We start from the raw sequence: 25,290 nt of genomic DNA, 5'->3' as shown, positions 1-25,290 counted from the left end.
AACGTCGCTTATTTATTTCAGGCTGTCTTGCGTCAACATCATAAATGCCAAAAGCAATACATTAAAAAGCTGCCAAATTGCAAACAACTGAACAGATATTTCATGATGTGAGGATAGGGTATGAGTGAAAATAAAACGTTGGAACGTTCCTCCAACGACGCGACAAATGAGTGGCGGGTTGGGCCGGGAGCATGGGTCTCGCTGGTCGTGGTGTTATTAGTGTTCTCCGGGTTGCTTTTTAAAGTGGAAGGAATGGCCTGGCTGGGGGCCTTTGACTTCACCACCCTGGGGGGCGCGTTTGGCACGATGAAGACCCCGGAAACCAACACTTTCATCGGTAGCGGCGGCATCAGCGCTAAGGCCGGTTTCCTGTTTGCGCTATCGCTGGTTCCAACGGTGATGTTGGCGCTGGGTTTGTTGGAAATTTTTACCCACTATGGCGCAATACGCGCGGCGCATAAACTGTTGACGCCGCTATTACGTCCGTTACTGGGGATTCCGGGTTATACCGGTTTGGCGCTGATTACCGATCTACAAAGCACCGATGCCGGCGCCGCGTTGACCAAAGAACTGTATGACAGTAAAAAAATCAGTCGTAAAGATGTGGTGATCATGGGGGCATGGCAATATTCCGGCGCCGGTCTGATTAATAACTATTTCTCAATTGGTTCAGCGCTTTTTGCATCATTAACCATTCCTATTATTATTCCGCTGCTTTTAATGTTTGTCCTGAAATTCGTTGGTGCGGCAATCACCCGTTTGGTTTTAAATACCGCTTACAAAGGGGACTTTGATAATGAATAATTCGCCAAAAGTCGCCAGTAACCCGTTTGATATTTTTGTTATCGGCGCACGTAAAGGATTTAATATCGCCATCAATAACCTGATGCCGAATGTATTAATGGCGTATGTGATTGCCGAAATGCTTAATTTGCTCGGGGTGATGCAGTTAATCGGCCAGCTGTGCGCGCCGCTGATGGGGCTGTTTGGCCTGCCGGGCGAAGCGATTACCGTGTTGCTGACCTCCTGGCTTTCCGCCTCGGCGGGGACCGGAGTTGCTGTCAGCCTGTTGAGTAAAGGCACCCTCAACGTGGCGGACATCACCATCCTGATCCCGGCGATCTTTCTGATGGGATCGCAGCTACAGTATATGGGGCGGCTGCTTGGGGTGGCGGATGTACCGAAAAAGTATTGGCCGCTGCTGATGGCGGTGAGCATTATCAACGCCGTCATCGCCATGTTGGTCATGCGCGTGATTGCATAATAAAAGGCAAGGAGTCAGTCGTGTCGCGAACGTTAGAACATTTCAATTATCTGCATCAAATTCCTGAGCTGGGCTTTGAGGAGTACAAAACTTCGGCTTACATCGGCGATATCTTAGAAGCGGCGGGATTCAGAGTTCACCGCCATGTTGGCGGGACCACCGGGATTGTCGCCGAAATCGATAGCGGCGAACCAGGGCCTGTGGTGGCGCTGCGGGCAGATATGGATGCGCTGGGCCATATTATCGATGGGCGCTTAGAGGCCCGCCATACCTGCGGCCATGATGGTCACTCCTCGGTGGTATTAACCGCCGCTGAAGAGATCCTCGCCGAGAGGCTGGTAAAACGTGGCAAGTTAAAAGTGTTATTTCAGCCTGCCGAAGAGCTGGGTACGGGGGCGATTGCGTTAACGGAGGCCGGGGTACTGGATGACGTGGAAATGTTATTTGGCTTCCACCTCCGGCCACTGGAAGAGTGTCCGATGGGTAAGGCCGTTCCGGCGATGTACTACTCCGCCTCCGCGACGGTGATGGTTGATTTCCACGGCAAAGCCGCCCACGCCGCTCGCCCCCATCTGGGCATAAACGCGTTGGATGCCGCTTCGCATGCGGTACAGGCGGTGAATGGCATCCATCTGGCGCCTTCACTCACCTGGAGTGCGAAAGCGACGCGTTTTCTTTGCGATGCGGGCGTCACCAATTCTGTGCCGGAGAACGCGCACGTCTGTTGGGATCTACGCTGTGAGGAAAATGACGGCATGGCGACGCTCAAAGAGCGGGTGGTGAGAGCGATTGAGAGCAGCGCCGCAGCATATGGCGCCAGTGCGGATATCCGGATCGTCAAAGAGATGCCGGCGGCGATTATCGATGAAGACGCCACGGCTATCGTGAGCCAGGCAATTCGCGAAACCTTTGGCGAGGCGGGCTTAACGGCCGCGAAGAGTACGCCGGGTAGCGAGGACTTTTTTCACTACCTGCGTTTGCGCCCGGCGGTGAAAGGCGGCTTCTGGGGGCTGGGCTGCAACCTGCAGCCGGGCCTGCATCATCCGGAGATGCATTTCGATCGCGCCGCGCTGGCAGATGGCGTGCGGGTATTCAAATCCTGCGTTCGCCAGCTGTTGGGCTGAGGCTAAGCTGCCAGCCCCCCGGTAGCGCTTACGCCTTACCCGAGCTACGGTTGGGCATTTTGTCGGTAGCCCCGGTACGCGTAAGCGCTAGCGGGGAAGAGTCCCGGATGTCGGCTAACGCCTCATCCGGGCTACCGCGGTGCGCATAGGTCGCCAACAGGTGATAGTCATTTCCAGCGACGCGAAACAGGGCTGCCGTTTCGCCGGGTATAACCCATCGTTGCTCATCGCCCGGCATGCAGCTCAGGTAAATGCACAGGCCGCAGCCGCTGCGCAGCTGGCGGGGAATATCCTTTACCTCGAAGGTTATCCCTGCCGCCTGCAGGGCTTTGCGCATCCGCACGACGCCCACTGTTGAATGGAATAAGAATAGATATTTGCTCATCCGCGCCTCCGCTGGCGCTGGCCGATCAGCGCCGCGCCGATCGCCCCGGCAAATTGGGCGTCGGGATGGGTCGCGACCGGCATGCTGAGATGCGTCTCCAGCATGCGGGCGAAGGCGGCGCAGTGGCTGACGCCGCCGGTGAACAGCAGCGGTCCTTGCGCCGATAAACGACCAATAAAGTTCGCGCTGCGCCGCGCCATGGCGTTGATCACCCCGGCCAGAATCGCCTCCGGGGCAACCCCCGCGGAACGCAGGCTGATGACTTCCGATTCGGCAAAAACCGTACACATGCTGGTGATGGCGTGCGGTTCTACACCTTCGGTAATGGCGTCAAGCTGTTCGACGCTGGCGCCGAGGGTCCGTGAAATCACTTCCAGAAAGCGCCCGGTACCAGCGGCGCATTTGTCATTCATCAGAAAGTCGCTGAGATTGCCCTGCGCATCCAGTTGAATGACTTTGCTGTCCTGGCCGCCGATATCAATTACCGTGCGGGTTTTCGGCGCCAGCAGACGCGCGCCGAGCCCGTGACAGGAAATCTCGGTGACTTGTTTATCGGCGAAATCGACCAACTGGCGACCATAGCCGGTGAGGGTTAAAAAAGGCGTTGCCGCGAGGCCCGCGCGCAGCGTCTCCCAGGCCTCGTGAATGGCATCGGCTGGGCGAAAGGGCGTCGGGCCGAGGAAACGGCGCACGATGGCGCCGTCTGCCAGCAGGATACCTTTGGTAGCGGTGGAGCCGGAATCAATACCTACCGAGTAGATCACGCTTGCTCCTTATAGCATTTCAATAAAGGCGGCGACGCGGGTGCTGAGCTGGCCGAGATCCGCCGTCGAATAGTCGGTTTCAATCGCGATATAAGGAATGTCGTGCCGCTGGCGCACGTGACGCTTGATCGCCAGCGATTCCACGGCGTAGGTATGGCAAGCCTGCAGAATCACATCGACCACGCCGTCGGCCTGATACTCCTCAACCATCTGACTTAGCAATTGCAGGCGCTGGTCGTTAGGTGAAATACAGGAGCAGCCGATGGCGAGATATTTATCGGTTAAGGCATCGTAGACGTCGCCATCTTCCGCTACGCAGCGTTCGGTGGCCTTCGCGCCGGTACAGTTCTCGTAGCCCACCACCCAGCCGCCGTTTTCTTCGATAGCGCGGACGACTTTTTCCGCCGCGCCGCCGATCGGGCAGCCGGTGATCAGAATACGCGGACGAGACGCCAGCCGTTGGCCTCCTTGCCATTGCTGATGGATACGTTCCGCCATCGCGTTCAGTTCGTCAATCAGCGCGCTTTTGTCGAAGCGGAAGGTGGCGCCATAAACCACCTTTAGAATATCGCTGCCGCTAAGCGCCGGCGGATTGAGTTGCCCGAGGCGATAGAAGTTGGCCAGCGCCCGGCGTTCGCGATTTTTCAGTACGATGGCTTCACGCAACGCCGCTTCGCTAATGGGCGTGGCGAACCGGGTTTCAACGACCTGCTGCAGGCGTTTGATTTCCGCTTTCCACAACGCGCGGGAGGCGGCGTCGCTGGCGCTGTTCGGTAGTTGCATTACGTGTACCGCCTTGAATTCGGCCATGTACTCGTACATCTTCTTTTTGCCGTCGCAGGTGGTTTCGCCGACCACCAGATCGGAGAAATAAAAGTAGGGGCATTTATCGGTTTTGCCAAAGCCGTAGCTGCTTTTAATCAGCGGGCAGAGATTGCGCGGCAGGTCTTTCTCCGCCTCTTCGATGGTTTCATCAGAAGTGGAACACAGTGAGACGACCACGGCGCCCGCCGCCATGGCTATCTCCTGGGGCATAAAAGTGCAGTAGGTACCGACCAGCGGCACGTTCTGCTCTTTGAGTTCCATTACGCTGAGAAAGCCTTTCTGGCGAGCTTCTGAGAATTGATCGAAGAGGGCGGGTAGATCGGTGATGAGCGACATGATTTTCCTTCCCCGTACACGGGAGATGATGAAAGAGTCGCCATTATAACCTTGTTATTTGTGCGTGTTTATTGATCTCCCGCCCATCCTGACGGCGTTAATAGACCTTCTTCAAATCCATCTCTTCCTGAATGCGCTCGCTCCATGCCAGATGGGTGCGGATGGCTTCCTCAATACCGGCGTTGTAGAACAAAGGCCCCAGCTCTGTGGCGATAAAGTCGACAAAAAACTCGGCGTCGAACTGTTCCAGCTCCAGGTTAAAGGTCTCTTCGCAGTACTTGCTTAGCCGCTCGCGTAGCAGATCGCGCTGCGCCGGGCTGAGTTCAATATCGCTCATGCGTGGTTATTCTCTGTGGGTTATTCAGGATTGCCGGGCTTCGATGACCGCCTCTGAACGCTGGCGCAAATTACGGAGTAACCCCGCCAGACAGCAGGCGGCGACGATCCCGGCGGCTACCGCCAGCAGGTGGAACGGCAATCTGCCGCCATGGAACCATAACCAGCGCGCGCCTTCAATCGACAATGCGCTGACGCTAAGGATCACGATATTCAGCGAGGCGGAAACGGTCCCTTTCGGCAAGTCGTTGGAAAAAAGGGTAAAACGGAACAGCGTCGGGAAAATCAGCCCGATGCCGAAGGCGTAGAAGCAGGTGCCGAGCACCGACCACAGCCAGACGTGCGGCCACGTCAGATTACCGATAATCAGGATCGCCAGGCCAACCATCTGGATGGGCACGGCGCTTAACACAAAGCGCGGGCGAGTCGGGTCTTTCACCCAGCGCGCCACCGACAGGTTAGCGATAATCACCGCGCTGAAGACCGGCACCTGGCTCCAGGCAAACTCGCTGGAGGTGAGCCCGCCGGCGTCCATTAAAATCACCGGCGATACTGCCACCCAACTCATCAGCGGAATATAGCTCAGCGCCAGCGTGGCGGCGCCGAGTAAAAAGATGCGGTTGCGGAAGACGTCGCGAAAATCGCACATCACGCCGAGCGGGCTAAACGGCACGTCGCCGCGACGCACCGTCTCCGGCATGTTAAACAGTAAACCCAGCCAGGCCACCAGCCCCATCGCGGCGATAATGCCAAACAGCGCTTTCCAGTGGATAAAATGCATCAACGCCGCGCCGGAAAGCGGGCCGACGATCGGCGCCACCAGCACGATGGAGGTAATCACCGCCATCAGCTTGATTGACCGCTTTTCGTCAAAGGCCTCCTGCACGGTGACGTAGCCGACGGTGGCGATAAAACAGATACTGGTGCCCTGCACAAAGCGGGCAATCAGGAACTGGGTCATTGAGGTCGTCCACAGGGTGGCGAAGCAGGCGAGGGTAAAAATCAGCGCGCCGCTCAGCAGTACCGGTCGGCGGCCAATACGATCGGAAAGCGGTCCCAGCAGCCACTGTAGCGCCATCCCACCGGCCATATACAGGCTCACCGAGGCCGGAGCCAGCGCCACATCGGCGTTAAAATCCCGTACTACGTGCAGGATCCCCGGCTGGATGAGATCGGTGGTCAGGTAGGCGGAAAAGTCATACAGGATCAGCGCCATCGGAAAGAACAGCGATGCGCTGTAGCGGGCGCTCAATCGCGAAATCCATGACATAACCTTCTCCTTGCCGTCGGGTATTCATCGTTCGAATGGTTATGATGCTACCATTGTCAGCCGATATGCAGATGCAGCAGCGCCGGAATTTGCGATAACAGCCACAGGCCGAGGCCGATAGTGCCGCCGACCAGCGTGCCGTTGATGCGAATAAACTGCAGATCCTTGCCGATGTTGAGCTCGATCTGTCGCGACATATCGCGCGCGTCCCAGCTTTTGACCGTATCGCTGATATGGCGAGTGAGGAAAGCGGAGAATTCCGGTGCCACCCGATGCGCCGCCTGCTCCAGATGCTCATTCAGCGATTCACGCAGCGCGTCGTCGCGCACCAGCGTTTCGCCGAACCACTGACCGGCCTCGGCGATCCGCTGCTTGATGCGCGAATCGTCACTGCTGATATCGTTTTTCACCCAGCCGCGCAGATCCGCCCACACCTCGCCGAGATAGCGATTAAAGGTCTCATCGTTTTTCAGATACGCTTTGATGTTATCGGCTTTTTGCGCCATTTGCGGGTCGGATTTCAGATTGTCGATTAGCTTCTGCGCCGCGCGGTCGAAGGCCTGACGAATCTGGTGCGTGCGGTCCTGAGTGACCTCATCGAGCAGCGTATTCACCGCGTCAGTCACCATTTCGGCGCTGTGCTCGCCAAGCCACTCGGTGGGTAACAGTTTGGCCTTCAGCGGATGTTCGGTCTCCAGCCAGTGCACGATACCGCGGGCGATAAAGGCGCGTGAGCTGTCACGCTGTAGCAGGGCGATCAGCTGGCTTATTAGTGAATCCAACAGCTTTTGATGACGGTTATCGCGGGTTAGCCCCTCCAGCATCATGGCGCTGGTCTGCGTCAGGTCGACCTTATCGATAGCCTTGTGCACCGCGCGCCGCAGCAGACGCTGAATACGGGTGTCATCGGTGAGCTCGAGAAAACCGCTCATCACCTGTAGCAGATGTTGACCCACACGGCGGGCGTTTTCGGGCTGGCTGAACCAGTTGCCGAGCATCAGGGCCGGTTCATAGCGGCGGATCAGCGCCACCAGAGATGGGGTATCAAGAAACTTCTCCTGCACGAAATGGCCAAGATTATCGGCGATCCGGTCTTTATTACGCGGGATGATCGCCGTATGGCGGGCGACAAACGGCAGCGGAATGCGGCGAAACAGGGCCACCACCGCAAACCAGTCGGCCAGCGCCCCGACCATCGCCGCTTCGGAAATAGCCTTTAGCGCGCTGACCCACGGCGTCGGCGGTAGCAGCAGCGTAGTGATAAACAGCGCCGCCGCAATGAGCAGCAGCGACAGCGCCAGCAGTTTGGCGCGTTTTAATTCAGCGAGTTTTTCCATAGGTTTAAGCATATAACCTGACGGCGAGGTCATGCAAAAATTGGCAGCACTTCCTGTGCCTGCGGGTCAATTTGCGAGTGGGCTGCCAGGATTAGATAACGATTGCAGCACGCAGAAATTAGCTTTCGGCACGGCTCGTGAAAACGCTTTTTGCCAGGTGTCTGAGGAAAACCAGCAGCGTAAAGTCGCAGCAGAATTGGCTGGCAGGGGCGAACACATGGAAAAGTCCACAACGTCTACGCCGCATGATGCGGTTTTCAAAAAATTTCTCACGCACACTGATACCGCGCGTGATTTTTTGTCGATCCACCTACCGCCCTTGCTGCGTCAGATTTGCGATCTCAATTCGCTACAGCTGGAATCAGGTAGTTTTATCGAAGAGAATCTGCGAGCCTGGTATTCGGATGTGCTGTGGTCGGTAAAAACGACTTCTGGCGAGGGCTACATCTACGTGGTTATCGAGCATCAGAGTTCACCCGATGCGCAGATGGCGTTTCGCCTGATGCGCTATGCTATTGCCGCTATGCAACGTCATCTCGACGGCGGCCATAATACCTTGCCGCTGGTGGTGCCGATGCTGTTCTACCATGGCTGCGTGTCTCCGTATCCCGGGTCGCTTAATTGGCTCGATAGGTTTGCTGACCCGCAGCTGGCGAGGGCGCTTTATTCGTCACCCTTTCCGCTGGTAGATATCACCGTTATCCCGGACGATGAAATTGTGGGACATCGACGCGTGGCGCTATTAGAACTTATGCAAAAACATATTCGTCAGCGTGATTTAATGGGCATCGTCGAGCAGCTAACGTCAATTTTACTTAGCGGTTACGCTAATGACAGGCAGCTAAAAACGCTATTTAATTATTTGCTGCAAACTGGCAACGTGCGCCGCTTCGGCCGGTTTATTCGCGAAGTCGCGCATCGGGTTCCTCAGCATAGGGAGAGATTGATGACCATCGCCGAAAAATTACAGGAAGTTGGCCGCAGAAAAGGCAAACGTGAAGGGCGGCTTGAAGGATGGCAAGAAGGTAGACAAGAAGGTAGACAAGAAGGGCAGCACGCCGAAGCGCAGCGAATTGCGATGATGATGCTTGCCGACGGTATTGCACCTGAAACCGTACTGAAGATCACCGGTCTGGCCGCCGAAGAAATAGCCACGTTATCACATTAATGATGCCGTTATGCCGGGGCGCCCCCAGGGACGTCCCTGCTATCCACCCTCATGGAATATTCCGGATATACCTAACTTTACCCGCATCGTCAGCTATCTCGACTACCCTTAATATCCTTAGTGGCATTTTTGACTGCGTTAATAGCGATAACAAGGAGACATGCGATATGGCTTATCAGACAGTGAATCCTGCGAATAACCAGCTAATTAAGAGCTATCCCGCACACAGCGATGCGGACGTGGAGGCGGCGCTAAAACAGGCCAATGCGCTTTATCATTCTGCGTGGGCGAAAGGCGATATTGCGCAGCGTCTGCCGGTGTTGCATAAGCTTGCCGATCTTATCGACAGCCGGGCGGAGGAGCTGGCGAAAATCGCCAGCCAGGAGATGGGCAAGCTCATTAAACAGAGCCGCGGCGAGGTCAAACTCTGCGCGCAGATCGCCCGCTATTACGCCGACAACGCCGAACGGTTCCTGGCGCCGGTGAAGTATCCCTCCGAGTCTGGCGAAGCCTGGGTTGAGCATCATCCCATCGGCGTCTTAATGGCGGTGGAGCCGTGGAACTTCCCCTATTACCAGTTAATGCGCGTGCTGGCGCCAAATCTGGCGGCCGGTAACCCGGTGATTGCCAAACATGCCAGCATCGTTCCGCATTGCGCTGAGACCTTCGCGCATCTGGTGCGCGAGGCTGGCGCGCCGGAAGGGGCGTGGACCAATTTGTTTATCTCCCAGGATCAGGTGGCGAAAATCATCGCCGACGATCGGGTGCAGGGCGTGGCGCTGACCGGTTCGGAAAAAGCGGGCGGCATCGTAGCGGCGCAGGCGGCGAAACATATCAAGAAAGCGACGCTGGAGCTGGGTGGCAACGATGTGTTTGTAGTGCTCGACGATGCCGACCTGGAACGCGCGGTGAAAATTGGCATACAGGCGCGGCTGAACAACGCCGGGCAGGTTTGCACCGCCGCCAAGCGCTTTATTTTGCATGAAAAGATCGCCGAGTCGTTCCTGACCAAATTTAGCGATGCCTTCCGCCAGGTGAAGATCGGCGATCCGCTGGATGAAAGCACTACGCTTGGCCCACTTTCCTCGAAAGATGCGCTGGAAACCTTAAGCAAGCAGGTCGACGAGGCGGTGAAGCATGGGGCCAAATTACACCTTGGCGGCAAGCCGGTTTCGGGCGAAGGCAACTTCTATGAACCCACCATTCTGACGGGAATTACCCGTGATAACCCGGCGTACTTCGAGGAGTTCTTTGGCCCGGTGGCGCAGATTTACGTGGTGAAAGACGATGATGAGGCGATTGCGCTCGCCAACGACTCTCACTACGGCCTGGGCGGCGCGGTGTTCAGTCAGGACATTGAGCGGGCGAAGCGCATGGCTTCGGGGATTGAAACCGGCATGGTCTATATCAACTGGTTAACGGATACCGCGCCGGAGCTGCCTTTTGGCGGCGTGAAGCGATCCGGCTTTGGCCGCGAGCTCTCCGACCTCGGTATCAAAGAGTTTGTGAATCAGAAGCTGGTGGTCGTTCGCCGCTAAACCACCCTGCGCGCAATATCCCTCTCCCATCGGGAGAGGGTAACCTTTTTGCCGCGGCTATTTGAGTAGCCCGGCAAACGCGGCGCGGATTTCCTCTTCCGGCAGCTGAATGCCGATAAACACCAGCGTGCTGTGCGGCGTTTCATCGCCCCACGGGCGATCCCAGTCGGCGCTGTAGAGGCGCTGCACGCCCTGGAACAGCAGGCGATTTGGCTCGCCATCGATCCACAGCATGCCCTTATAGCGCATCAGTTGCTCGGCGAAGGAGAGCAGCAGGTTTTCCATCACCCGTGACACTTCACTGATATCCACCGGATAGTCGAGCTCGACCACAATCGACGAGACGTCGTTCTGTTTTTCCGCCACGAAGTGAAAGCGCGGTGTGGCGCTGACAACCTTCTCTTCCAGCATAAAACCGCTGGTATTAAAGAGCAGGCTTAAATCGATATCGCCGTGGATGACGGTATAAATTGGCGCCCGCGCGTTGATGCGCGCCAGCCGTTCGCGCAGCTTTTCGGTGTCGCCGGCGACATCGGTTTTGGTTAACAGAATCCGGTCCGCGTAGCCGACCTGCGACTGGGCAATGGTGAACTGATCCATCTGCTGGTCGGCATGGACGGCGTCGACCAGGGCGATCACGCCGTCCAGCAGATAGCGTTCGCAAAGCACCTCGTGGGAGAAAAAGGTCTGGATAATCGGCCCCGGGTCGGCCATGCCGGTGCACTCAATCACCAGTCGGTCGAAGGCAATCTCGCCGCGATCGCGGCTGTCGAGCAGATCGAGCAGGGCATTCTCCAGTTCGTTGGAGCGCGTACAGCAAATACAGCCGTTGGTCAGGGTTTTAATCTGCGTGGCGCGATCGCCGATCAGCTGGTCGTCAACGGACACTTCGCCAAATTCATTTTCAATCACGGCGATTTTGAAACCGTGCTGCTCATTAAGGATGTGGCGCAGCAGGGTGGTTTTTCCCGCGCCGAGAAAACCGGTGAGTAGGGTGACTGCAATCGGTGCCATTATTGCCTCCATTAACAGCAGCGTACGCCGCCTTTGCCGTCGCCGCCGTAGCGGGCCTGCTGGCGTTCGCGGAAGAATTCTTCATAAGTCATGTACGGCTGATCCGGATGGTTGGTTTGCATATGGGTGACGTAGTTGTCGTAATCCGGAATGCCGATCAGCATTTTTGCCGCCTGACCGAGATATTTTTTTGCCTGACCTAAGTTACCAAACATTGTGAGTTCCAGATAACGAATAAAGCCGGATGGCGGCTAGCGCCATATCCGGCCTACGTTAATGCGCTTTTGGTAGGCCGGATAAGCGTAGCGCTATCCGGCATCAGGGTTAATGATGTGACGAAGTTTTCACGCCGCCTTCCGGTACCGGCACGTACGGAGTCTCTTTGTCGGTGCGCACCTTATTGTTGCGGACATTGAGCCAGGTTTTGATGCCGTAGAAGATGATGCTGTACACCACCACCAGGAACAGGATGCTCAGGCCGGCGTTGGTGTAGTTGTTAACCACGATATGGTTCATGTTAGCGACCTGCTGCGCGGTCAGCTCGCCGCCGGCGGCAATCTTCTCTTTATACTGCTGAGCCATAAAGAAGAAGCCTTCCATCTGCGGGTTGGTGCTGAACAGTTTCAGACCCAGCGCCCAGGTGGTGCACAGCAGCAGCCACGCAGCCGGAATAACGGTAACCCAGATATATTTGGTGCGCTGCATTTTGATCAGCACCACCGTGCCTAGCACCAGCGCCACCGCGGCCAGCATCTGGTTAGAAATACCGAACAGCGGCCACAGGCTCTTCACGCCTCCCAGTGGGTCGACCACGCCCTGATACAGCAGGTAACCCCACAGGCCGACGCAGCCCGCGGTACCGATAATACCGGCGACCAGCGAGTCGGTTTTTTTCAGGAACGGCACGAAGTTACCCAACAGATCCTGCAGCATAAAGCGGCCTGCGCGGGTACCGGCATCCAGCGCGGTGAGGATAAACAGCGCTTCAAACAGGATACCGAAGTGGTACCAGAAGCCCATATCCGCCATCGGGATGATTTTGTGGAACACGTGAGCGATACCGACGGCCAGCGTCGGCGCGCCGCCGGCGCGGTTCAGTACTGAAGGTTCGCCGATATCTTTCGCCGTCTGCAGGATCTGCTCAGGTGAAATTACGAAGCCCCAGGAGCTGACGGTCGCCGCCGCGTGGACGGTCACTTCTTTCAGCTGCGCAGCGATCATCGCCGCGTTTTCACCGCCCATTTCGTGCAGGTTCGGCATGACGATGCCAAGGCCCGCCGGCGGGGTATTCATCGCGAAGTAGAGACCCGGTTCGATAATTGATGCCGCGACCAGCGCCATGATGGCGACGAACGACTCCATCAGCATCGCGCCGTAGCCGATAAAGCGGGCGTCGGTTTCGTTGGCCAGCAGCTTCGGCGTGGTACCGGAGGCGATCAGCGCGTGGAAGCCGGAGACCGCGCCGCAGGCGATGGTGATAAACAGGAACGGGAACAGCGCGCCTTTCCACAGCGGGCCGGTACCATCAATGTACTGGGTCACTGCCGGCATTTTCAGGTCCGGGTTGAGGATAACGATCCCCAGCGCCAGGCCGACGATCACGCCGATTTTCAGGAAGGTGGCCAGATAGTCACGCGGCGCCAGAATCAGCCATACCGGCAGCAGCGCGGAGATAAACGCGTAGCCAATCAGGGTAAAGGTGATGGTGGTGTCTTTAAAGGTCAGCGCCGGGCCCCAGTACGGGTCGTGAGCAATGATGCCGCCAAACCAGATAGACGCCACCAGCAGCACGATACCGATAACCGAGACTTCACCGACGCGGCCAGGGCGCAGGAAGCGCATATAAATACCCATAAACAGCGCGATAGGCACCGTCGAGCAGACGGTAAAGACGCCCCACGGGCTCTCCGCCAGCGCTTTCACCACGATGAGCGCCAGCACCGCGAGGATGATGATCATAATCAGGAAGCAGCCGAACAGGGCGATAGACCCCGGTACCGGCCCCATCTCCTGTTTAATCATCTCGCCCAGCGAGGCGCCGTTGCGCCGCGAGGAGATAAACAGCACCATGAAGTCCTGTACCGCGCCCGCCAGCACCACGCCGGCCAGCAGCCAGAGGGTGCCCGGCAGATAGCCCATCTGCGCGGCCAGTACCGGGCCGACCAGCGGGCCGGCGCCGGCAATAGCGGCGAAGTGGTGGCCGAACAGCACGTAGCGGTTGGTCGGCACGTAGTTCAGGCCATCGTTATTAATGACCGCCGGCGTCGCGCGCGTTGGGTCAAGCTTCATCACCTTCTGCGCGATATACAGGCTGTAATAACGGTAGGCGACGAGGTACACGGAAACCGACGCGACGACGATCCACAGCGCACTGACGTGCTCACCGCGGCGCAACGCGACGACTGAGAGGCAAAATGCCCCGATGATTCCAAGAATCACCCAGGGTATGTGCTTGAGTAGTTTTTTGGTATCCATAGTAAAACCTGGCGTTAATTAGATTAATAATTGGCCGAAGCCGTCTGGTTTTGTGTTTGGGTTGGTGGAGGTATTGATTAGCTAGGCTAGCGTCGATCTTGCCAGAACTGCGCGCGCGTAAAGTTGGGTAAATGAGTGAGTGGTTGTATGGGGGGTTAAGCGGTCGCTAGCTGGGGTAAGCGGTTGGCTATGAAGTGAACAGGAGATAAATATGTGATTGAGATCACAGGGTATTATGACCGGGAAGATGGTCATGAAAGATAAGGCTCCTCCCCGGGCGGAGAGGAGCAGACGAGGCCATTACACCGCGACTTCCATTTCCATCATCACCGGATGGAAACGGCGTTTAAAGTAAATCAGGCCGTGCCCTTGCGGGCTCAGGGTAATATTGCGGATTTCCACCAGATACACCAGGTGGGTACCAATGGTTTGCACCTGGCTTATCTCGCCTTCGAGGCTGGCCAGCGAGCCTTTCAGCACCGGCTGCCCGAGCGCGCCCTGCTGCCAGCCGCTGAGGGCAAACCGCTCTTCCATCGTCACCCCGGTCATCCCGGCGAAGTGACGGGCCATGATTTCCTGTTCGTGGTTCAGCACGTTGATGCACAACTTGCCGTTGCCCTGAAAGACCGGGTTCATCGCGCTGTTGGCGTTGATACAAACCATTACCGATGGCGGCGTATCCGTCACCGAGCAAACCGCCGTGGCGGTAATGCCGCAGCGGCCGGCTTCGCCTGCGGTGGTGACAACGTTAACCGCCGCCGACAGGCTGGCCATGGCATCGCGAAAACGCAGGCGTTGTTCATCTAATTGCATTATGACCTCCCGCTGTGAATTACTTCAGCAGCTTATCCAACATGTTGATATCAGCGTTATTGTGCAGATGCGGCACCGTCCAGCCGTTCTGGTCGTACTCGGACAGGCAGCGGTCAACCATCGCCATCATTTTGTCCATATTGCCGGAGCTCTGCGCCTGACGCAGACACTGCAGGCGAATTTCATCCTGGCTACCGGAGTAGTTGATTTCATACAGTTCATGACGGCCGCCGAATTCGCTGCCGATCGCGTCCCACATTAGTTTGAGGATCTTGATACGTTCAACGTGATCCATACCGTTGGAGCCGCGCACGTACTTCGCCAGATACTGGTCGATCTGCGGGTTGTTCAGATCGCGGGCGCTGGACGGCAGATAAATCAGGCCGCTGGTGACGTTACGCTCGATGATGTTCTTGATCTTGGCGTAGGCCATCGGCGCCATCACGCGATAGGTCTGCAGCGCGGCGTGATCCGGCAGCCATGCGCCGTTGACCCACGGCGTCGCTTCCGAGCACATAGAATCGCTTAACGCCCAGAACATGTTGCGCCACGCCACCACTTCGCCAAGGTCGGCCTGCACGCCGCGGAATTCGAGGGTGCCGGTACATTCCAGAGAACGCTTCAGCAGGGCGGTGATAAAGTCCAGTTTTACCGCCAGGCGCACGCAGGCCTGCAGCGGGTACATGCGGGCGAAACCGCCTTCCATGGTCCAGCGGCGGCAGCGGTCGAAGTCGCGATAAATCAGTACGTTCTCCCATGGGATCAGCACCTTATCCATCACCAGAATCGCGTCGTTCTCGTCGAAACGGCTGGAAAGCGGATAGTCGTACGGCGAGCCGGTCGCACCGGCGACCATCTCATAGGAGGCGCGGGAGATAAGCTTGACGCCTTCGGCATCCATCGGCGCGACGAACATCAGCGCGAAGTCCGGGTTCTCGCCCATCACCTGCGCGGAGCCGAAGCCGATCATGTTGTAGTGGGTCAGCGCCGAGTTGGTGGCGACCACTTTCGCGCCGCTGACGATGATCCCGGCATCGGTCTCTTTTTCCAGCTTGATGTAGACGTCCTTCACTTCATCGGCCGGCTTGTGGCGGTCGATCGGCGGGTTGACGATAGCGTGGTTAAAGTACAGGCCGGTTTCCTGAATGCGGGTGTACCAGTTGCGGGCGTTCTGCTCGAACTGGCCGTAAAACGCCGGGTTGGCGCCCAGCGCGCAGCCGAAGGCGGCTTTATAGTCCGGGGTGCGGCCCATCCAGCCGTAGCTTAAGCGCGACCACTCGGCGATGGCGTCGCGCTGCTGGCGCAGATCGTCGGCGCTTTTCGCCACGCGGAAGAATTTATGGGTGTAGCCGCCGCTACCGGTATCGGTGCCCCAGCACAGGGAATCCTGCATCTCCGGTTTGTGCAGCGCATCGTACAGCTGAGCGACAGAAGCCGCGGCATTACGGAAGGCCGGATGCGTGGTGACATCCTTCACGCGCTCGCCGTAGATATAAATTTCGCGGCCATCCTGCAGGCTTTTTAAATACTCTTCGCCAGTTAACGGGCGTTTCGCGTCGGCGCGGAAATCTTCAGGTTTCATAGGGGCCTCTTCAGTATTTATCGGAATAATGATGTTAAATATATGTTTTGTTTTTGTTGTTTAATTGAAGCGGTTATTGCGCTTGTCGTGAAGGGACGTTTGCGACAACGGCGGGTACTTTTCAGGCGGGAGTGAATTTTGTGATCTCTGCAGCTTTTGGCGGGCGGCGCGGCGCTGACCCGCCCTATGGACCGTAGCCCCGGCAAGCGCGGCGCCGCCGGGGTATTACGACACAGGTACTTTTTGCGCCCGGTAACTGCTTGGCGAGCAGCCGACCTGGCGGCTAAAAAAGCGCGCAAAATAAGCGGGATCTTTAAACCCAAGCTGCCAGGCTATCTCATTGACCGCGCTATCGGAAAACAGCAGCAGCCGCTTCGCCTCGCGTAGCTGGCGGTCGAATATCAGCCGCTTCGGCGGGCGGTTGGCGAAGCGGCGGCAGATGTCGGTCAACCGCGATTCGGTTAGATGCAGCTCGTTGGCGTAATCCGGTACCGTCCAGTGCTGATGAAAGTGGCTGTCGATCATCTGGTTAAAGCGCTGGAATAATTTCAGCTCGCCGCGCATGCCGCTGGCGGCATGATCGTCGAGCCTGGCGTTGCGCAGCAGCAGGGTAAATACCGCCTGCGCCAGCAGCGCCAGGGTATGCTCGCGCCCCGGCAGCTGAGCGGTGGATTCGCGGCGAATCAGCTGCCAGTAGTGCGCCAGCGCCGCCAGCTCGTCGGGTTTATCCGCCAGCGACAGGCAGATCCCCGGCAGGCCGAAGGTCTCCCGCGTGCCGGGATAAAGTACCTCCAGCAGCGGCCAGATGAGTTCTTCGTGTACCGTCAACACGTGACCATCGCTATCGGACTCGGTAATAAAGGCGTGCGGCACCGAAGGCGGCGTTATCACAAACAGCGGCGCCTGCACCGAGTAGCGATGGTCATCAAGCTGCAGCTCAATCTGCCCGGTATCAAGAAAGTGCATCTGAAAATAGCGGTCGTGGCGATGCGCCTGCATGTCCCGGCCAAAAAAGGCCGCCATACGGGCAAACGACTGATAGTGCACCTCTTCGGTACCCAGGCTCTCGTCGTAATCTTTATTGATATCAATGTTGGCGATTGAATGCTGACACATACCCGCTCCTTAGTGGCCTTTTTGCGCCGCTAAGCCCGGCGCGGCGGCGGCATCATCGCGCTGGCTCATCGGAATGCGGGTGAGCACCAGCGCGCCGACGATCAGCAGCCCGGCGACAAACCACAGCCCGGAGCTAAAGCTGCCGGTGGTATCGCGCAATATGCCGATCAACAGCGGGCTGACGGCAGAGCCGACGTTGCCGATGGCGTTGATCACCGCCAGTGCCACCGCGCGCGATTGCAGGCTGATCACCCGATCCGGGGTGGTCCAGAAAATGGCCATCGCGGTAAAGGATCCCACCGAGGCCATAACAATACCGATCAGTTGGATCAGGCTGTGGTGGGTTGCCGAAGCCAGCAGCCAACCCGCCGCGGCGAACAGGTAGGGCAGGATGGTATGCATCTTGCGCTCTTTGCGGCGGTCGGAGCGGCGACTCCACCAGATCATGCCGAAAATGGTGCAGAACTGCGGGATCGCCGCCAGCAGGCCAATCATGATGTTGCTGCTGCCGGTGTTAAAGCTCTGCAGGATCTGCGGCGTCCAGATATTAATGGCGCTGAGGGTATTGGTCAGGCAGAAGTAGGCGAGGGTATACATCAGCACCGCCGGCGTCAGTACTTCGCGCAGCGTGGAGCGCGGCGAGGCCGGGACGATCGCCGCATGTTCCCGTTCGCGATCGATCATCGCCTTCAGCGCCTGTTTCTCTTCGTTGTCCAGCCAGTTGGCTTTATCCGGCGTGTCGTTGAGGAAGAACCAGGTGACGACGCCGAGTACCACCGACGGCAGGCCTTCCAGCAGAAACAGCCACTGCCAGCCTTTCAGGTTCCACAGGCCGTCGAGCGCCAGAATATAGCCGGAAAGTATCGAGCCGAGCATCATGGTCACCGGCATGGCGATCATAAACAGGGCGTTGGCGCGGGCGCGATGGTAGGCCGGAAACCACCAGGTCAGATAGACGAGGATCCCCGGCAGAAAGCCGGCCTCGGCGATGCCGACCAGCATCCGCAGGATGTATAGCGTATGTGGATTGGTGGCGAACATGGTACAGGTCGAGGCGATCCCCCAGACCACCATGATCCCGGCGATCCAGCGGCGCGCGCCGACCTTCGCCAGCATAATATTGCTGGGGATCCCGCACAGCACGTAGGTGACGTAGAACAGCGTCGCCGCCAGGCCGAACATGGTGGAGGTCAGGCCGAGATCTTTGCCCATCGTCAGGCCGGCGAAGCCGATATTAATTCGGTCCAAAAATGAGAAAACAAAGAGAACAAACAGGAAGGTAATCAGGCGGCGGAACAGCTTTTTGATCACCCGGTTTTCTACTTCAACGGCTTTATTATCATTGTGTTGCAGGGTAGAGGTAGTCATGTTGCGCTCCACATTATCCGTTCAATAGACGGATTTATTGTTATCGGTTGTGGTGGTTGCGGTGTGGGTAAAACGGGCCGCCAGCGCTTCTGCGCCGCGGGCCAGCAGGGTGGTATCGACGCCGACGGCGACGAACAGCGCGCCCAGTTCAAGATAGCGTTTCGCCAGCTGTTCATTGGCCATCAGGATCCCCGGCGCCTTACCGGCCTGACGGATTTGCTGGATGGCATCTTCAATGGCGGCCTGCACTTCCGGGTGTTGTGGGTTGCCGCCGTGGCCCATATCAGCGCTCAGATCCGCCGGACCGATAAACACGCCGTCCACCCCGTCGACATCAAGGATCTGCGGCAGATTCTTCAGCGCTTCGCGGGTCTCAATCTGCACCAGTACGCACATAGCGTCATTGGCCCGATGGATATAATCCGGGACGCGATTCCAGCGCGAGGCGCGGGCCAGCGCGCTGCCTACGCCGCGGATGCCGGCAGGCGGGTAGCGAGTGGATCTGACCGCCAGCCGCGCTTCTTCGGCATTCTGCACCATCGGCACCAGCAGGGTTTGCGCGCCGACGTCCAGTAGCTGTTTAATTTGTACCGGATCGTTCCACGACGGACGCACCACCGGCTGGCTGGGGTAGGGCGCAATGGCCTGAAGCTGGGTCAGCACCGTTTGTACATTGTTGGGCGCGTGTTCGCCGTCGATCAGCAGCCAGTCGAAGCCCGCGCCGGCCAGCAGTTCGGCGCTGTAGCTGCTGCACAGCCCAAGCCACAGGCCGATTTGCGGACGCCCGGCCTTGAGCGCCTCTTTAAATGCGTTGTTCATGTTGCTCTCCTCAAACAAAGCGGCAGCTGATGGCGCCCATGTTGCCGTAGTCGACGTGGAAGGTATCGCCCTTGCGCGCCGGGACCGGGCGGGTGAACGAGCCGCCGAGGATAATCTGCCCGGCTTCGAGCTGGACATCGTACGGCGCCAGCTTGTTGGCCAGCCAGGCCACGCCGTTGGCCGGATGATTAAGCACGCCCGCGGCGACGCCGGTCTCTTCAATCACGCCGTTGCGATACAGCAGGGCGGAGATCCAGCGCAGGTCGAGCTCATCCGGTTTAATCGGCCGGCCGCCGAGGATCACCCCGGCGTTGGCGGCGTTATCGGAGATGGTGTCGAACACTTTGCGCGGACGCTGGGTTTCCGGGTCGATGTTGTGGCAACGCGCGTCGATAAGCTCAAGCGCCGGGATAACGTAGTCGGTGGCGTTGTAGACATCAAACAGCGTGCAGTTCGGGCCGCGCAGCGGTTTGGCCAGCACGAAAGCCAGCTCGACTTCGATACGCGGCACGATAAAGCGGTCGGTAGGAATATCGCTGCCGTCGTGGAAGAACATATCATCGAGCAGCGCGCCGTAGTCCGGCTCGCTGATCTGCGAACTGGCCTGCATCGCTTTAGAGGTCAGGCCGATCTTATGGCCTTTGAGCACGCGGCCTTCGGCGATCTTCATTTCGACCCATTCGCGCTGGACGGCGTAGGCGTCCTCAATGGTGATCGACGGATAATCCAGCGAGATCGCGCGGATCTGTTCACGCTGTTTTTCGGCCTGGTTCAGCCGCTGGGCAATCAGGGTTCGGGTCTGTTTATCGAGCATAGTGATTCCTGTGGCATTGTATTGCCGGATGGCGCTTCGCTTATCCGGCCTACAAATTTATGGCCGTTGTAGGCCCGGTAAGCGCAGCGCCACCGGGCAATTTGCACATTATTTAAATAACGCGTGCACGTTGTTCTGTTTGTAGTTCAGCGTCGGGTCGAGCTCTTCCATGGCGAACGACAGCGCCAGATAACGGCTCTCCATCAGCGCGGCAAAGTGGGCCTTGATCAGCGCGAACAACATTTCGCCCACCTCCTGACGGCTCTCCAGGCTACGGCCGGCGCCGATCTTCAGAGTCATATGCACGAAGGCGTAATCATGCTTGCCGTCGGCCATCTGCCAGGTATCCAGCCAGTGGGCGCGGCTGCGAATACCGCCAATCGGAAAGATGCCGGTGGCGGCCAGCGCCTCGTTGACTTTGGCGAACAGCCCCGGTAAATCGGCCTGTTCGCGGATATTGTCGCTACACTCGGCGATAAAATGCGGCATGGGGCCTCCTTACGCCTGCGCCGGCAGCGGGAACACGGCGTTAACCTGGCCGGTACCGGAGCTGGCGAATAGCTCGGTGATAAACTCCACCTTGCCGTCGTATTTATCCCAACCCAGCAGGCCGAGCAGCATCACCGTGTCGTGCATGTTGCCTTCGCCGTAGCAGTAGTCGGCGTACTCCGGCAGCATGGTGCAGAACTCTTTGAATTTGCCTTCGCGCCACAGCTTCACCACGCGCTCATCCATCTGATGGTCAAACTCGCGGGTATAGCTGTTCATGCCCTCTTCGGCGCGCTGGTCGTCGATAAAGCGATGCGACAGCGAACCGCTGGCCAGCACCGCCACGGTGCCGTCATATTTGTCGATGGCCTTGAGGATGGCCTCGCCCAGCTTGCGGCTGTCGGCAAAATCGTGAACGGTACAGAAGGCGGAAATGGACACCACTTTGAAATGCTTATCGCTATTCATGTAGCGCATTGGCACCAGGGTGCCGTATTCCAGTTTCAGGCTCGGAATATTGTGCGCTTTGGCGCGTACGCCAAGCTTGACGGCCTCGTCGGCAATCAGGTGGCCAAGCTCCGGGTTGCCGTCGTAGTCGTAGGTCATGTCACGAATGAAATGCGGCAGTTCGTTACTGGTGTAGACGCCCTGGAAATGGTCGGCACAGTTGATGTGGTAGGCGCTGTTGACCAGCCAGTGGGTGTCGAACACGATAATGGTATCGACGCCCATTTCACGGCAGCGCTTGCCAATTTCTTTATGCCCGTCGATCGCGCCCTGACGGCAGCCGTGGTTTTTCCCCGGCAGCTCAGACAGATACATCGACGGCACGTGAGTGATTTTTGCTGCTAACGCTAACTTACCCATATCAGACTCCCCATTTCGGGATCGGATGGTCGCCCATCGAGATGCAGACGTTCTTCATTTCGGCGAACACTTCAAAGCTGTACTCGCCGCCTTCGCGGCCGGTGCCGGAGGCCTTCACGCCGCCGAACGGCTGACGCAGGTCGCGCACGTTCTGGGTGTTGACGAACACCATTCCGGCTTCAATACCGCGCGCCAGGCGCAGCACTTTGCTGACGTCCTGGGTCCAGATGTATGACGCCAGACCGTATTCCACATCGTTGGCCAGACGCAGCCCTTCCGCTTCGTCTTTGAACGGCAGCAGGCAGGCGACCGGGCCAAAAATCTCTTCCTGGGCGACGCGCATGCGGTTGTCGACATCCGCCAGTACCGTCGGGCGTAGGAAGTTGCCGGATTTCAGATGCGCCGGCAGGTCGGACGGTTTATCCGCGCCGCCGGCCAGCAGGGTGGCGCCCTCTTCGATGCCGAGGCGAATGTAGCCGGACACTTTTTCCCAGTGCTGCTTGCTAATCAGCGCGCCGACCTGGGTATTCGGATCGGTCGGATCGCCTACGCGCAGGCGGTTGGCGCGCTCGGCGAAACGCTTAACGAACTCCGGATAAATACTCTGCTGAATGAAAATGCGCGAACCGGCGGTGCAGCGTTCGCCGTTGATCGAGAAGATAGTGAACAGCGCGGCGTCGAGCGCGCGCTCAATATCGGCGTCTTCAAAAATCAGCACCGGCGATTTTCCGCCGAGCTCCATGGAGTACTTTTTCAGACCGGCGTTCTTCATGATGTTGCGCCCGGTAGCGGTGCCGCCGGTGAAGGAGACGGCGCGCACATCATGATGGCGTACCAGCGCGTCGCCAGCGGTGGCGCCATAGCCCTGCACCACGTTGAGCACGCCTGCCGGGATCCCGGCCTCCAGCGCCAGCTCACCCAGACGATCGGCGGTCAGCGGCGACAGTTCGGACATTTTCAGCACCGCGGTATTCCCCAGCGCCAGGCATGGCGCCACCTTCCAGGTGGCGGTCATAAACGGCACGTTCCACGGCGACACCAGTGCGCAGACGCCAACCGGCTGCACGAGGGTGTAGTTAAGCATCTTGTCGTCGACCGGATAGGTCTTGCCGTTCATCTGCTGGCACACTTCGGCGAAAAATTCGAAGTTATGCGACGCCCGCGGGATCAGCACGTTTTTGGTCTGGTGGATAGGCAGGCCGGTATCGGCGGTTTCCATCGCCGCGATCTCCGGGACGTTCTGATCGATCAGATCGCCCAGGCGGCGCATCAGGCGCGCGCGCTCTTTCATCGGCAGGTTAGCCCACTTCGGGAAGGCCTCTTTCGCCGCCGCTACCGCCTGGTTGATTTCGGCTTCGCCGCCGGAGGCGACTTCAGCCAGTACCTCGCCGGTGGCCGGGTTGGTGGTATGAAAATAGTCTGCGCCGGCAACGTTTTTACCGTTGATCCAATGGTTAATCTTTTTCATGACAGTGTCTCCTCATACGCTTGCTGGCTGATGATATGGTTGACCAGGCGGCCCACGCCCTCGACTTCAACGATCACCTCATCGCCCGGCACCACATCGGATAGCCCTTTCGGCGTGCCGGTGGCGATCATGTCGCCCGGTTGCAGGGTCATAAATTCGCTTAAATAAGCGATGAGGAACGGGATGCTGAAGATCAGATCGGCGGTGGTGCCCTGCTGGCGCAGTTCGCCGTTGACCCAGGTACGCAGGGCCAGATTATGCGGATCCGGGATCGCCTCTTTGGCGACGATCCACGGGCCGATCGGCGTCAGGGTGTCGCGGCTTTTCACCCGCAGGTTCGGGCGGTAGTAGTTTTCCAGATAGTCGCGGATCGCGTAGTCGTTGCACACGGTATAGCCAGCGACATAGTCCATGGCCTCGGCTTCGCTGACGCGGCGCGCGGTTTTCCCAATCACCACCACCAGTTCGGCTTCGTAGTGCATGTATTCGACGTTATCCGGGCGTACCGACTGCTGCTGGTGGCCAATAAAAGTGTTCGGCGCTTTGATGAACACCAAAGGTTCGGTTGGCGGTTTAAACTCCAGCTCGCTGGCGTGGTCGGCGTAGTTGAGCCCCAGCGCGAACAGCGTGCCGTCGGCGGGCGGCAGCCAGCGGAATTCGCCTTCTTTCAATACCGTGCCATCGGGCAGGCGCACCTGGTCGCGTTCATCGACCAGCACGTCGCGTACCTGTCCCTGCCATTCAATACGTGCCTGTTTCATGCCAGCTCTCCTTCTGCGACAACCGGGTTTTCGAGCGCCGGGAAACCGTCGGCGAGAATACGTACGCGGTCGCCGGGGCGCAGCGTGACGCGGGAGTGGGGCGTGCCGATAAGGATCGCGTCGCCGGGATTGAGGGTGGCGAACTCGCTCAAGGCGCTCAGCAGCTGCGCGGCGTTACGCTGCAGATCGCCGGTATGCCAGCTATCCGCCTCGCGGCCGTTGATTTCGGTGATGATGGTCAGGTTATCGACGTTGCGCACCGCCGACAGCGCGCCGATGGGGCAGAAGCCATCACGGCATTTGGCCTTGATCGCCGGGCGATAAAAACTCTCTTCCGGCAGGCTAACGTCGTTAGCCAGCGCGTAGCCGGCGATATAGTTCGCTGCCTCTTCCGCCGCCACTTTACGCGCGGTTTTGCCGACAATCAGCGCCACCGTCGCGCCGCTTTGTACGGTCTCGCCCTGCGGATAGGGAATGGCTTCGCCATCGCCAATCACGGTATTACGGGGTTTGATGAACCAGACCGCGGTTTTCGGCGGCGTCTTGTAGGGGGCCTGTTGAAACGCTTCGCGCCAGGCGTCGAGCTGGCTGCGATGATTGAGCGCAACGGCGAAGATAGTACCTTTCATTCACCACTCCTCTGGTACAGATTTCGGATTCGAAGGGATTTCATTAATATGTTAATGATCATCTTTTATTCTTTGCGCGAAGGTTTGGCAAATAGAAGTGAATGTTTTGTGATCGGATTAACACAATATTTACATGTTTTTTATTTATATCTTATATATCAATTATATATATTTATTTTTGATAGCGACTGGTACTTTTCAGGTGCAGAAACCGGTTGTCCATGGCAGGATTAGGGCTAATTATTAAATTGTTAATAAGTTTTGGTGAGCGTTGTTGAGGGGATACCATGCATGATTCATTAACCATTGCGCTGCTGCAGGCGCGAGAAGCGGCGATGGGCCATTTCCGGCCGATCGTTAAACGCCACAACCTGACCGAACAGCAGTGGCGTATTGTGCGTATCCTTGCGGAAAACCCATCGATGGATTTTCACGACCTGGCCTGGCGCGCCTGCATTTTGCGCCCCAGCCTGACCGGGATTTTGACGCGCATGGAACGCGACGGTTTAGTGCTGCGCTTAAAACCGGTCAACGATCAGCGCAAGCTCTACCTGTCGTTAACGCCCGCCGGGCTGGCGCTGTATGAGAGCGCCCAGGCGCAGGTGGAAGAGGCCTACCGGCAGATAGAAGCGCAGTTTACGGCGGAAAAGATGCGCCAGCTGACCACGCTGTTGGAGGAGTTTATTGCGCTTGGCGTCCCTGCCGCGCGCGGTGATGAAGAAGAGTAG

Annotated in this window: 25 protein-coding genes and 1 pseudogene; 6 read left to right on the top strand and 20 right to left on the bottom strand. The window is 58.0% G+C overall.

All coding sequences use genetic code 11. The annotated features are described in order from the left end of the window. The first annotated feature begins 120 nt into the window (after positions 1-120). From ABLV78_RS22070 to ABLV78_RS22060, 3 genes are read left to right on the top strand one after another with little or no spacing between them, the layout of a single operon-like run. On the top strand, positions 121-804 hold the full coding sequence (locus ABLV78_RS22070; protein ID WP_032713230.1) for a nucleoside recognition domain-containing protein: 684 nt from the start codon (positions 121-123) through the stop codon (positions 802-804). Next, a complete protein-coding gene (locus ABLV78_RS22065) occupies positions 797-1,264 on the top strand; it encodes a YjiG family protein (protein ID WP_015704275.1) in 468 nt (155 codons plus the stop codon). Before ABLV78_RS22070 ends, ABLV78_RS22065 begins: the two co-directional genes overlap by 8 nt. Before the next feature lie 20 nt (positions 1,265-1,284). Then, a complete protein-coding gene (locus ABLV78_RS22060) occupies positions 1,285-2,388 on the top strand; it encodes a M20 peptidase aminoacylase family protein (RefSeq protein WP_047043829.1) in 1,104 nt (367 codons plus the stop codon). Between the two features lie 145 nt (positions 2,389-2,533). Here ABLV78_RS22060 and ABLV78_RS22055 read toward each other — a convergent pair. The 6 genes and pseudogenes from ABLV78_RS22055 to ABLV78_RS22030 all read right to left on the bottom strand — a co-directional run. Next, positions 2,534-2,773: pseudogene (locus ABLV78_RS22055) on the bottom strand (putative Se/S carrier protein); the annotation flags it as partial. Next, the gene (gene yjiL / locus ABLV78_RS22050; protein WP_047043830.1) at positions 2,770-3,537 is read right to left on the bottom strand and encodes a putative 2-hydroxyacyl-CoA dehydratase activator YjiL; all 768 of its coding nucleotides are present in this window, start codon (positions 3,535-3,537) and stop codon (positions 2,770-2,772) included. The gene yjiL and the pseudogene ABLV78_RS22055, both read right to left, overlap by 4 nt. A 9-nt stretch (positions 3,538-3,546) precedes the next feature. Further along, positions 3,547-4,698 carry a double-cubane-cluster-containing anaerobic reductase gene (locus tag ABLV78_RS22045; protein WP_047043832.1) on the bottom strand — a complete coding sequence of 384 codons (1,152 nt, stop codon included), beginning with the start codon at positions 4,696-4,698 and terminating at the stop codon, positions 3,547-3,549. Between the two features lie 97 nt (positions 4,699-4,795). Further along, the gene (locus tag ABLV78_RS22040; protein WP_045395479.1) at positions 4,796-5,035 is read right to left on the bottom strand and encodes a DUF2164 domain-containing protein; all 240 of its coding nucleotides are present in this window, start codon (positions 5,033-5,035) and stop codon (positions 4,796-4,798) included. Positions 5,036-5,059: 24 nt separating this feature from the next. Further along, complete coding sequence (gene mdtM / locus ABLV78_RS22035) at positions 5,060-6,304, bottom strand: multidrug efflux MFS transporter MdtM (protein WP_047043834.1); 1,245 nt, start codon at positions 6,302-6,304, stop codon at positions 5,060-5,062. Between the two features lie 56 nt (positions 6,305-6,360). Further along, positions 6,361-7,653: a DUF445 domain-containing protein gene (locus ABLV78_RS22030; RefSeq protein ID WP_165430622.1), complete on the bottom strand. Its 1,293-nt coding sequence runs from the start codon at positions 7,651-7,653 to the stop codon at positions 6,361-6,363. Positions 7,654-7,858: 205 nt separating this feature from the next. On the opposite strand from ABLV78_RS22030, the gene ABLV78_RS22025 reads away from it, so the two are divergent. Then, positions 7,859-8,809, top strand: a complete 951-nt coding sequence (locus ABLV78_RS22025) for an Rpn family recombination-promoting nuclease/putative transposase (protein WP_047043836.1) — start codon at positions 7,859-7,861, stop codon at positions 8,807-8,809. A gap of 167 nt (positions 8,810-8,976) precedes the next feature. Further along, the gene (locus ABLV78_RS22020) at positions 8,977-10,347 is read left to right on the top strand and encodes an NAD-dependent succinate-semialdehyde dehydrogenase (RefSeq protein WP_047043838.1); all 1,371 of its coding nucleotides are present in this window, start codon (positions 8,977-8,979) and stop codon (positions 10,345-10,347) included. A 57-nt stretch (positions 10,348-10,404) separates the two neighbouring features. On the opposite strand, the gene yjiA is transcribed toward ABLV78_RS22020, so the two are convergent. The 14 genes from yjiA to ABLV78_RS21950 form a co-directional block, all read right to left on the bottom strand. Further along, positions 10,405-11,361, bottom strand: coding sequence for a GTPase (gene yjiA, locus ABLV78_RS22015; RefSeq protein ID WP_047043840.1), 957 nt, complete (start codon positions 11,359-11,361; stop codon positions 10,405-10,407). 11 nt (positions 11,362-11,372) lie between these two features. After that, a complete protein-coding gene (locus ABLV78_RS22010) occupies positions 11,373-11,576 on the bottom strand; it encodes a YbdD/YjiX family protein (protein ID WP_002887451.1) in 204 nt (67 codons plus the stop codon). 109 nt (positions 11,577-11,685) lie between these two features. Beyond that, positions 11,686-13,836, bottom strand: coding sequence for a carbon starvation CstA family protein (locus tag ABLV78_RS22005; RefSeq protein WP_045395482.1), 2,151 nt, complete (start codon positions 13,834-13,836; stop codon positions 11,686-11,688). Between the two features lie 300 nt (positions 13,837-14,136). Beyond that, the gene (locus ABLV78_RS22000) at positions 14,137-14,649 is read right to left on the bottom strand and encodes a 4-hydroxyphenylacetate 3-monooxygenase reductase subunit (protein ID WP_002887467.1); all 513 of its coding nucleotides are present in this window, start codon (positions 14,647-14,649) and stop codon (positions 14,137-14,139) included. A 19-nt stretch (positions 14,650-14,668) separates the two neighbouring features. Continuing rightward, positions 14,669-16,231, bottom strand: coding sequence for a 4-hydroxyphenylacetate 3-monooxygenase, oxygenase component (hpaB, locus tag ABLV78_RS21995; RefSeq protein WP_002887473.1), 1,563 nt, complete (start codon positions 16,229-16,231; stop codon positions 14,669-14,671). 225 nt (positions 16,232-16,456) lie between these two features. Beyond that, on the bottom strand, positions 16,457-17,347 hold the full coding sequence (gene hpaA, locus ABLV78_RS21990) for a 4-hydroxyphenylacetate catabolism regulatory protein HpaA (RefSeq protein ID WP_004182836.1): 891 nt from the start codon (positions 17,345-17,347) through the stop codon (positions 16,457-16,459). A gap of 9 nt (positions 17,348-17,356) precedes the next feature. Next, positions 17,357-18,715: a 4-hydroxyphenylacetate permease gene (gene hpaX, locus ABLV78_RS21985; RefSeq protein ID WP_045395483.1), complete on the bottom strand. Its 1,359-nt coding sequence runs from the start codon at positions 18,713-18,715 to the stop codon at positions 17,357-17,359. Between the two features lie 21 nt (positions 18,716-18,736). Next, positions 18,737-19,534, bottom strand: coding sequence for a 4-hydroxy-2-oxoheptanedioate aldolase (gene hpaI, locus ABLV78_RS21980; protein ID WP_047037808.1), 798 nt, complete (start codon positions 19,532-19,534; stop codon positions 18,737-18,739). A gap of 10 nt (positions 19,535-19,544) precedes the next feature. After that, positions 19,545-20,348 (bottom strand): 2-oxo-hept-4-ene-1,7-dioate hydratase, encoded by an 804-nt coding sequence (gene hpaH, locus ABLV78_RS21975; protein ID WP_002887487.1) that lies wholly within the window; start codon positions 20,346-20,348, stop codon positions 19,545-19,547. A 108-nt stretch (positions 20,349-20,456) separates the two neighbouring features. Continuing rightward, positions 20,457-20,837, bottom strand: coding sequence for a 5-carboxymethyl-2-hydroxymuconate Delta-isomerase (locus ABLV78_RS21970; protein ID WP_015368431.1), 381 nt, complete (start codon positions 20,835-20,837; stop codon positions 20,457-20,459). A 9-nt stretch (positions 20,838-20,846) separates the two neighbouring features. Continuing rightward, the gene (gene hpaD / locus ABLV78_RS21965; protein ID WP_009485358.1) at positions 20,847-21,704 is read right to left on the bottom strand and encodes a 3,4-dihydroxyphenylacetate 2,3-dioxygenase; all 858 of its coding nucleotides are present in this window, start codon (positions 21,702-21,704) and stop codon (positions 20,847-20,849) included. Position 21,705: 1 nt separating this feature from the next. Continuing rightward, the gene (gene hpaE / locus ABLV78_RS21960; RefSeq protein ID WP_009485357.1) at positions 21,706-23,172 is read right to left on the bottom strand and encodes a 5-carboxymethyl-2-hydroxymuconate semialdehyde dehydrogenase; all 1,467 of its coding nucleotides are present in this window, start codon (positions 23,170-23,172) and stop codon (positions 21,706-21,708) included. Beyond that, positions 23,169-23,933 (bottom strand): fumarylacetoacetate hydrolase family protein, encoded by a 765-nt coding sequence (locus ABLV78_RS21955; RefSeq protein ID WP_009485356.1) that lies wholly within the window; start codon positions 23,931-23,933, stop codon positions 23,169-23,171. Before ABLV78_RS21955 ends, hpaE begins: the two co-directional genes overlap by 4 nt. Further along, entirely contained in the window at positions 23,930-24,562 is a 633-nt protein-coding gene (locus ABLV78_RS21950) for a fumarylacetoacetate hydrolase family protein (RefSeq protein WP_047043849.1), read from the bottom strand. Before ABLV78_RS21950 ends, ABLV78_RS21955 begins: the two co-directional genes overlap by 4 nt. 287 nt (positions 24,563-24,849) lie before the next feature. Between ABLV78_RS21950 and hpaR the strand changes: the two genes are divergently transcribed. Further along, positions 24,850-25,290 carry a homoprotocatechuate degradation operon regulator HpaR gene (gene hpaR / locus ABLV78_RS21945; RefSeq protein WP_045395485.1) on the top strand — a complete coding sequence of 147 codons (441 nt, stop codon included), beginning with the start codon at positions 24,850-24,852 and terminating at the stop codon, positions 25,288-25,290.

This window comes from Klebsiella sp. CN_Kp075, assembly GCF_040065055.2.
Taxonomy (GTDB): domain Bacteria; phylum Pseudomonadota; class Gammaproteobacteria; order Enterobacterales; family Enterobacteriaceae; genus Klebsiella; species Klebsiella aerogenes.
This window is presented reverse-complemented; position numbering and strand designations above follow the sequence as displayed.

Coding starts and splice junctions, on each gene's coding strand:
- ABLV78_RS22070 (WP_032713230.1), top strand. CDS start 121: ATGAGTGAAAATAAAACGTTGGAACGTTCCTCCAACGACGCGACAAAT.
- ABLV78_RS22065 (WP_015704275.1), top strand. CDS start 797: ATGAATAATTCGCCAAAAGTCGCCAGTAACCCGTTTGATATTTTTGTT.
- ABLV78_RS22045 (WP_047043832.1), bottom strand. CDS start 4,698: ATGTCGCTCATCACCGATCTACCCGCCCTCTTCGATCAATTCTCAGAA.
- ABLV78_RS22040 (WP_045395479.1), bottom strand. CDS start 5,035: ATGAGCGATATTGAACTCAGCCCGGCGCAGCGCGATCTGCTACGCGAG.
- mdtM (WP_047043834.1), bottom strand. CDS start 6,304: ATGTCATGGATTTCGCGATTGAGCGCCCGCTACAGCGCATCGCTGTTC.
- ABLV78_RS22030 (WP_165430622.1), bottom strand. CDS start 7,653: ATGCTTAAACCTATGGAAAAACTCGCTGAATTAAAACGCGCCAAACTG.
- ABLV78_RS22025 (WP_047043836.1), top strand. CDS start 7,859: ATGGAAAAGTCCACAACGTCTACGCCGCATGATGCGGTTTTCAAAAAA.
- ABLV78_RS22020 (WP_047043838.1), top strand. CDS start 8,977: ATGGCTTATCAGACAGTGAATCCTGCGAATAACCAGCTAATTAAGAGC.
- yjiA (WP_047043840.1), bottom strand. CDS start 11,361: ATGGCACCGATTGCAGTCACCCTACTCACCGGTTTTCTCGGCGCGGGA.
- ABLV78_RS22010 (WP_002887451.1), bottom strand. CDS start 11,576: ATGTTTGGTAACTTAGGTCAGGCAAAAAAATATCTCGGTCAGGCGGCA.
- ABLV78_RS22005 (WP_045395482.1), bottom strand. CDS start 13,836: ATGGATACCAAAAAACTACTCAAGCACATACCCTGGGTGATTCTTGGA.
- ABLV78_RS22000 (WP_002887467.1), bottom strand. CDS start 14,649: ATGCAATTAGATGAACAACGCCTGCGTTTTCGCGATGCCATGGCCAGC.
- hpaB (WP_002887473.1), bottom strand. CDS start 16,231: ATGAAACCTGAAGATTTCCGCGCCGACGCGAAACGCCCGTTAACTGGC.
- hpaA (WP_004182836.1), bottom strand. CDS start 17,347: ATGTGTCAGCATTCAATCGCCAACATTGATATCAATAAAGATTACGAC.
- hpaX (WP_045395483.1), bottom strand. CDS start 18,715: ATGACTACCTCTACCCTGCAACACAATGATAATAAAGCCGTTGAAGTA.
- hpaI (WP_047037808.1), bottom strand. CDS start 19,534: ATGAACAACGCATTTAAAGAGGCGCTCAAGGCCGGGCGTCCGCAAATC.
- hpaH (WP_002887487.1), bottom strand. CDS start 20,348: ATGCTCGATAAACAGACCCGAACCCTGATTGCCCAGCGGCTGAACCAG.
- ABLV78_RS21970 (WP_015368431.1), bottom strand. CDS start 20,837: ATGCCGCATTTTATCGCCGAGTGTAGCGACAATATCCGCGAACAGGCC.
- hpaD (WP_009485358.1), bottom strand. CDS start 21,704: ATGGGTAAGTTAGCGTTAGCAGCAAAAATCACTCACGTGCCGTCGATG.
- hpaE (WP_009485357.1), bottom strand. CDS start 23,172: ATGAAAAAGATTAACCATTGGATCAACGGTAAAAACGTTGCCGGCGCA.
- ABLV78_RS21955 (WP_009485356.1), bottom strand. CDS start 23,933: ATGAAACAGGCACGTATTGAATGGCAGGGACAGGTACGCGACGTGCTG.
- ABLV78_RS21950 (WP_047043849.1), bottom strand. CDS start 24,562: ATGAAAGGTACTATCTTCGCCGTTGCGCTCAATCATCGCAGCCAGCTC.
- hpaR (WP_045395485.1), top strand. CDS start 24,850: ATGCATGATTCATTAACCATTGCGCTGCTGCAGGCGCGAGAAGCGGCG.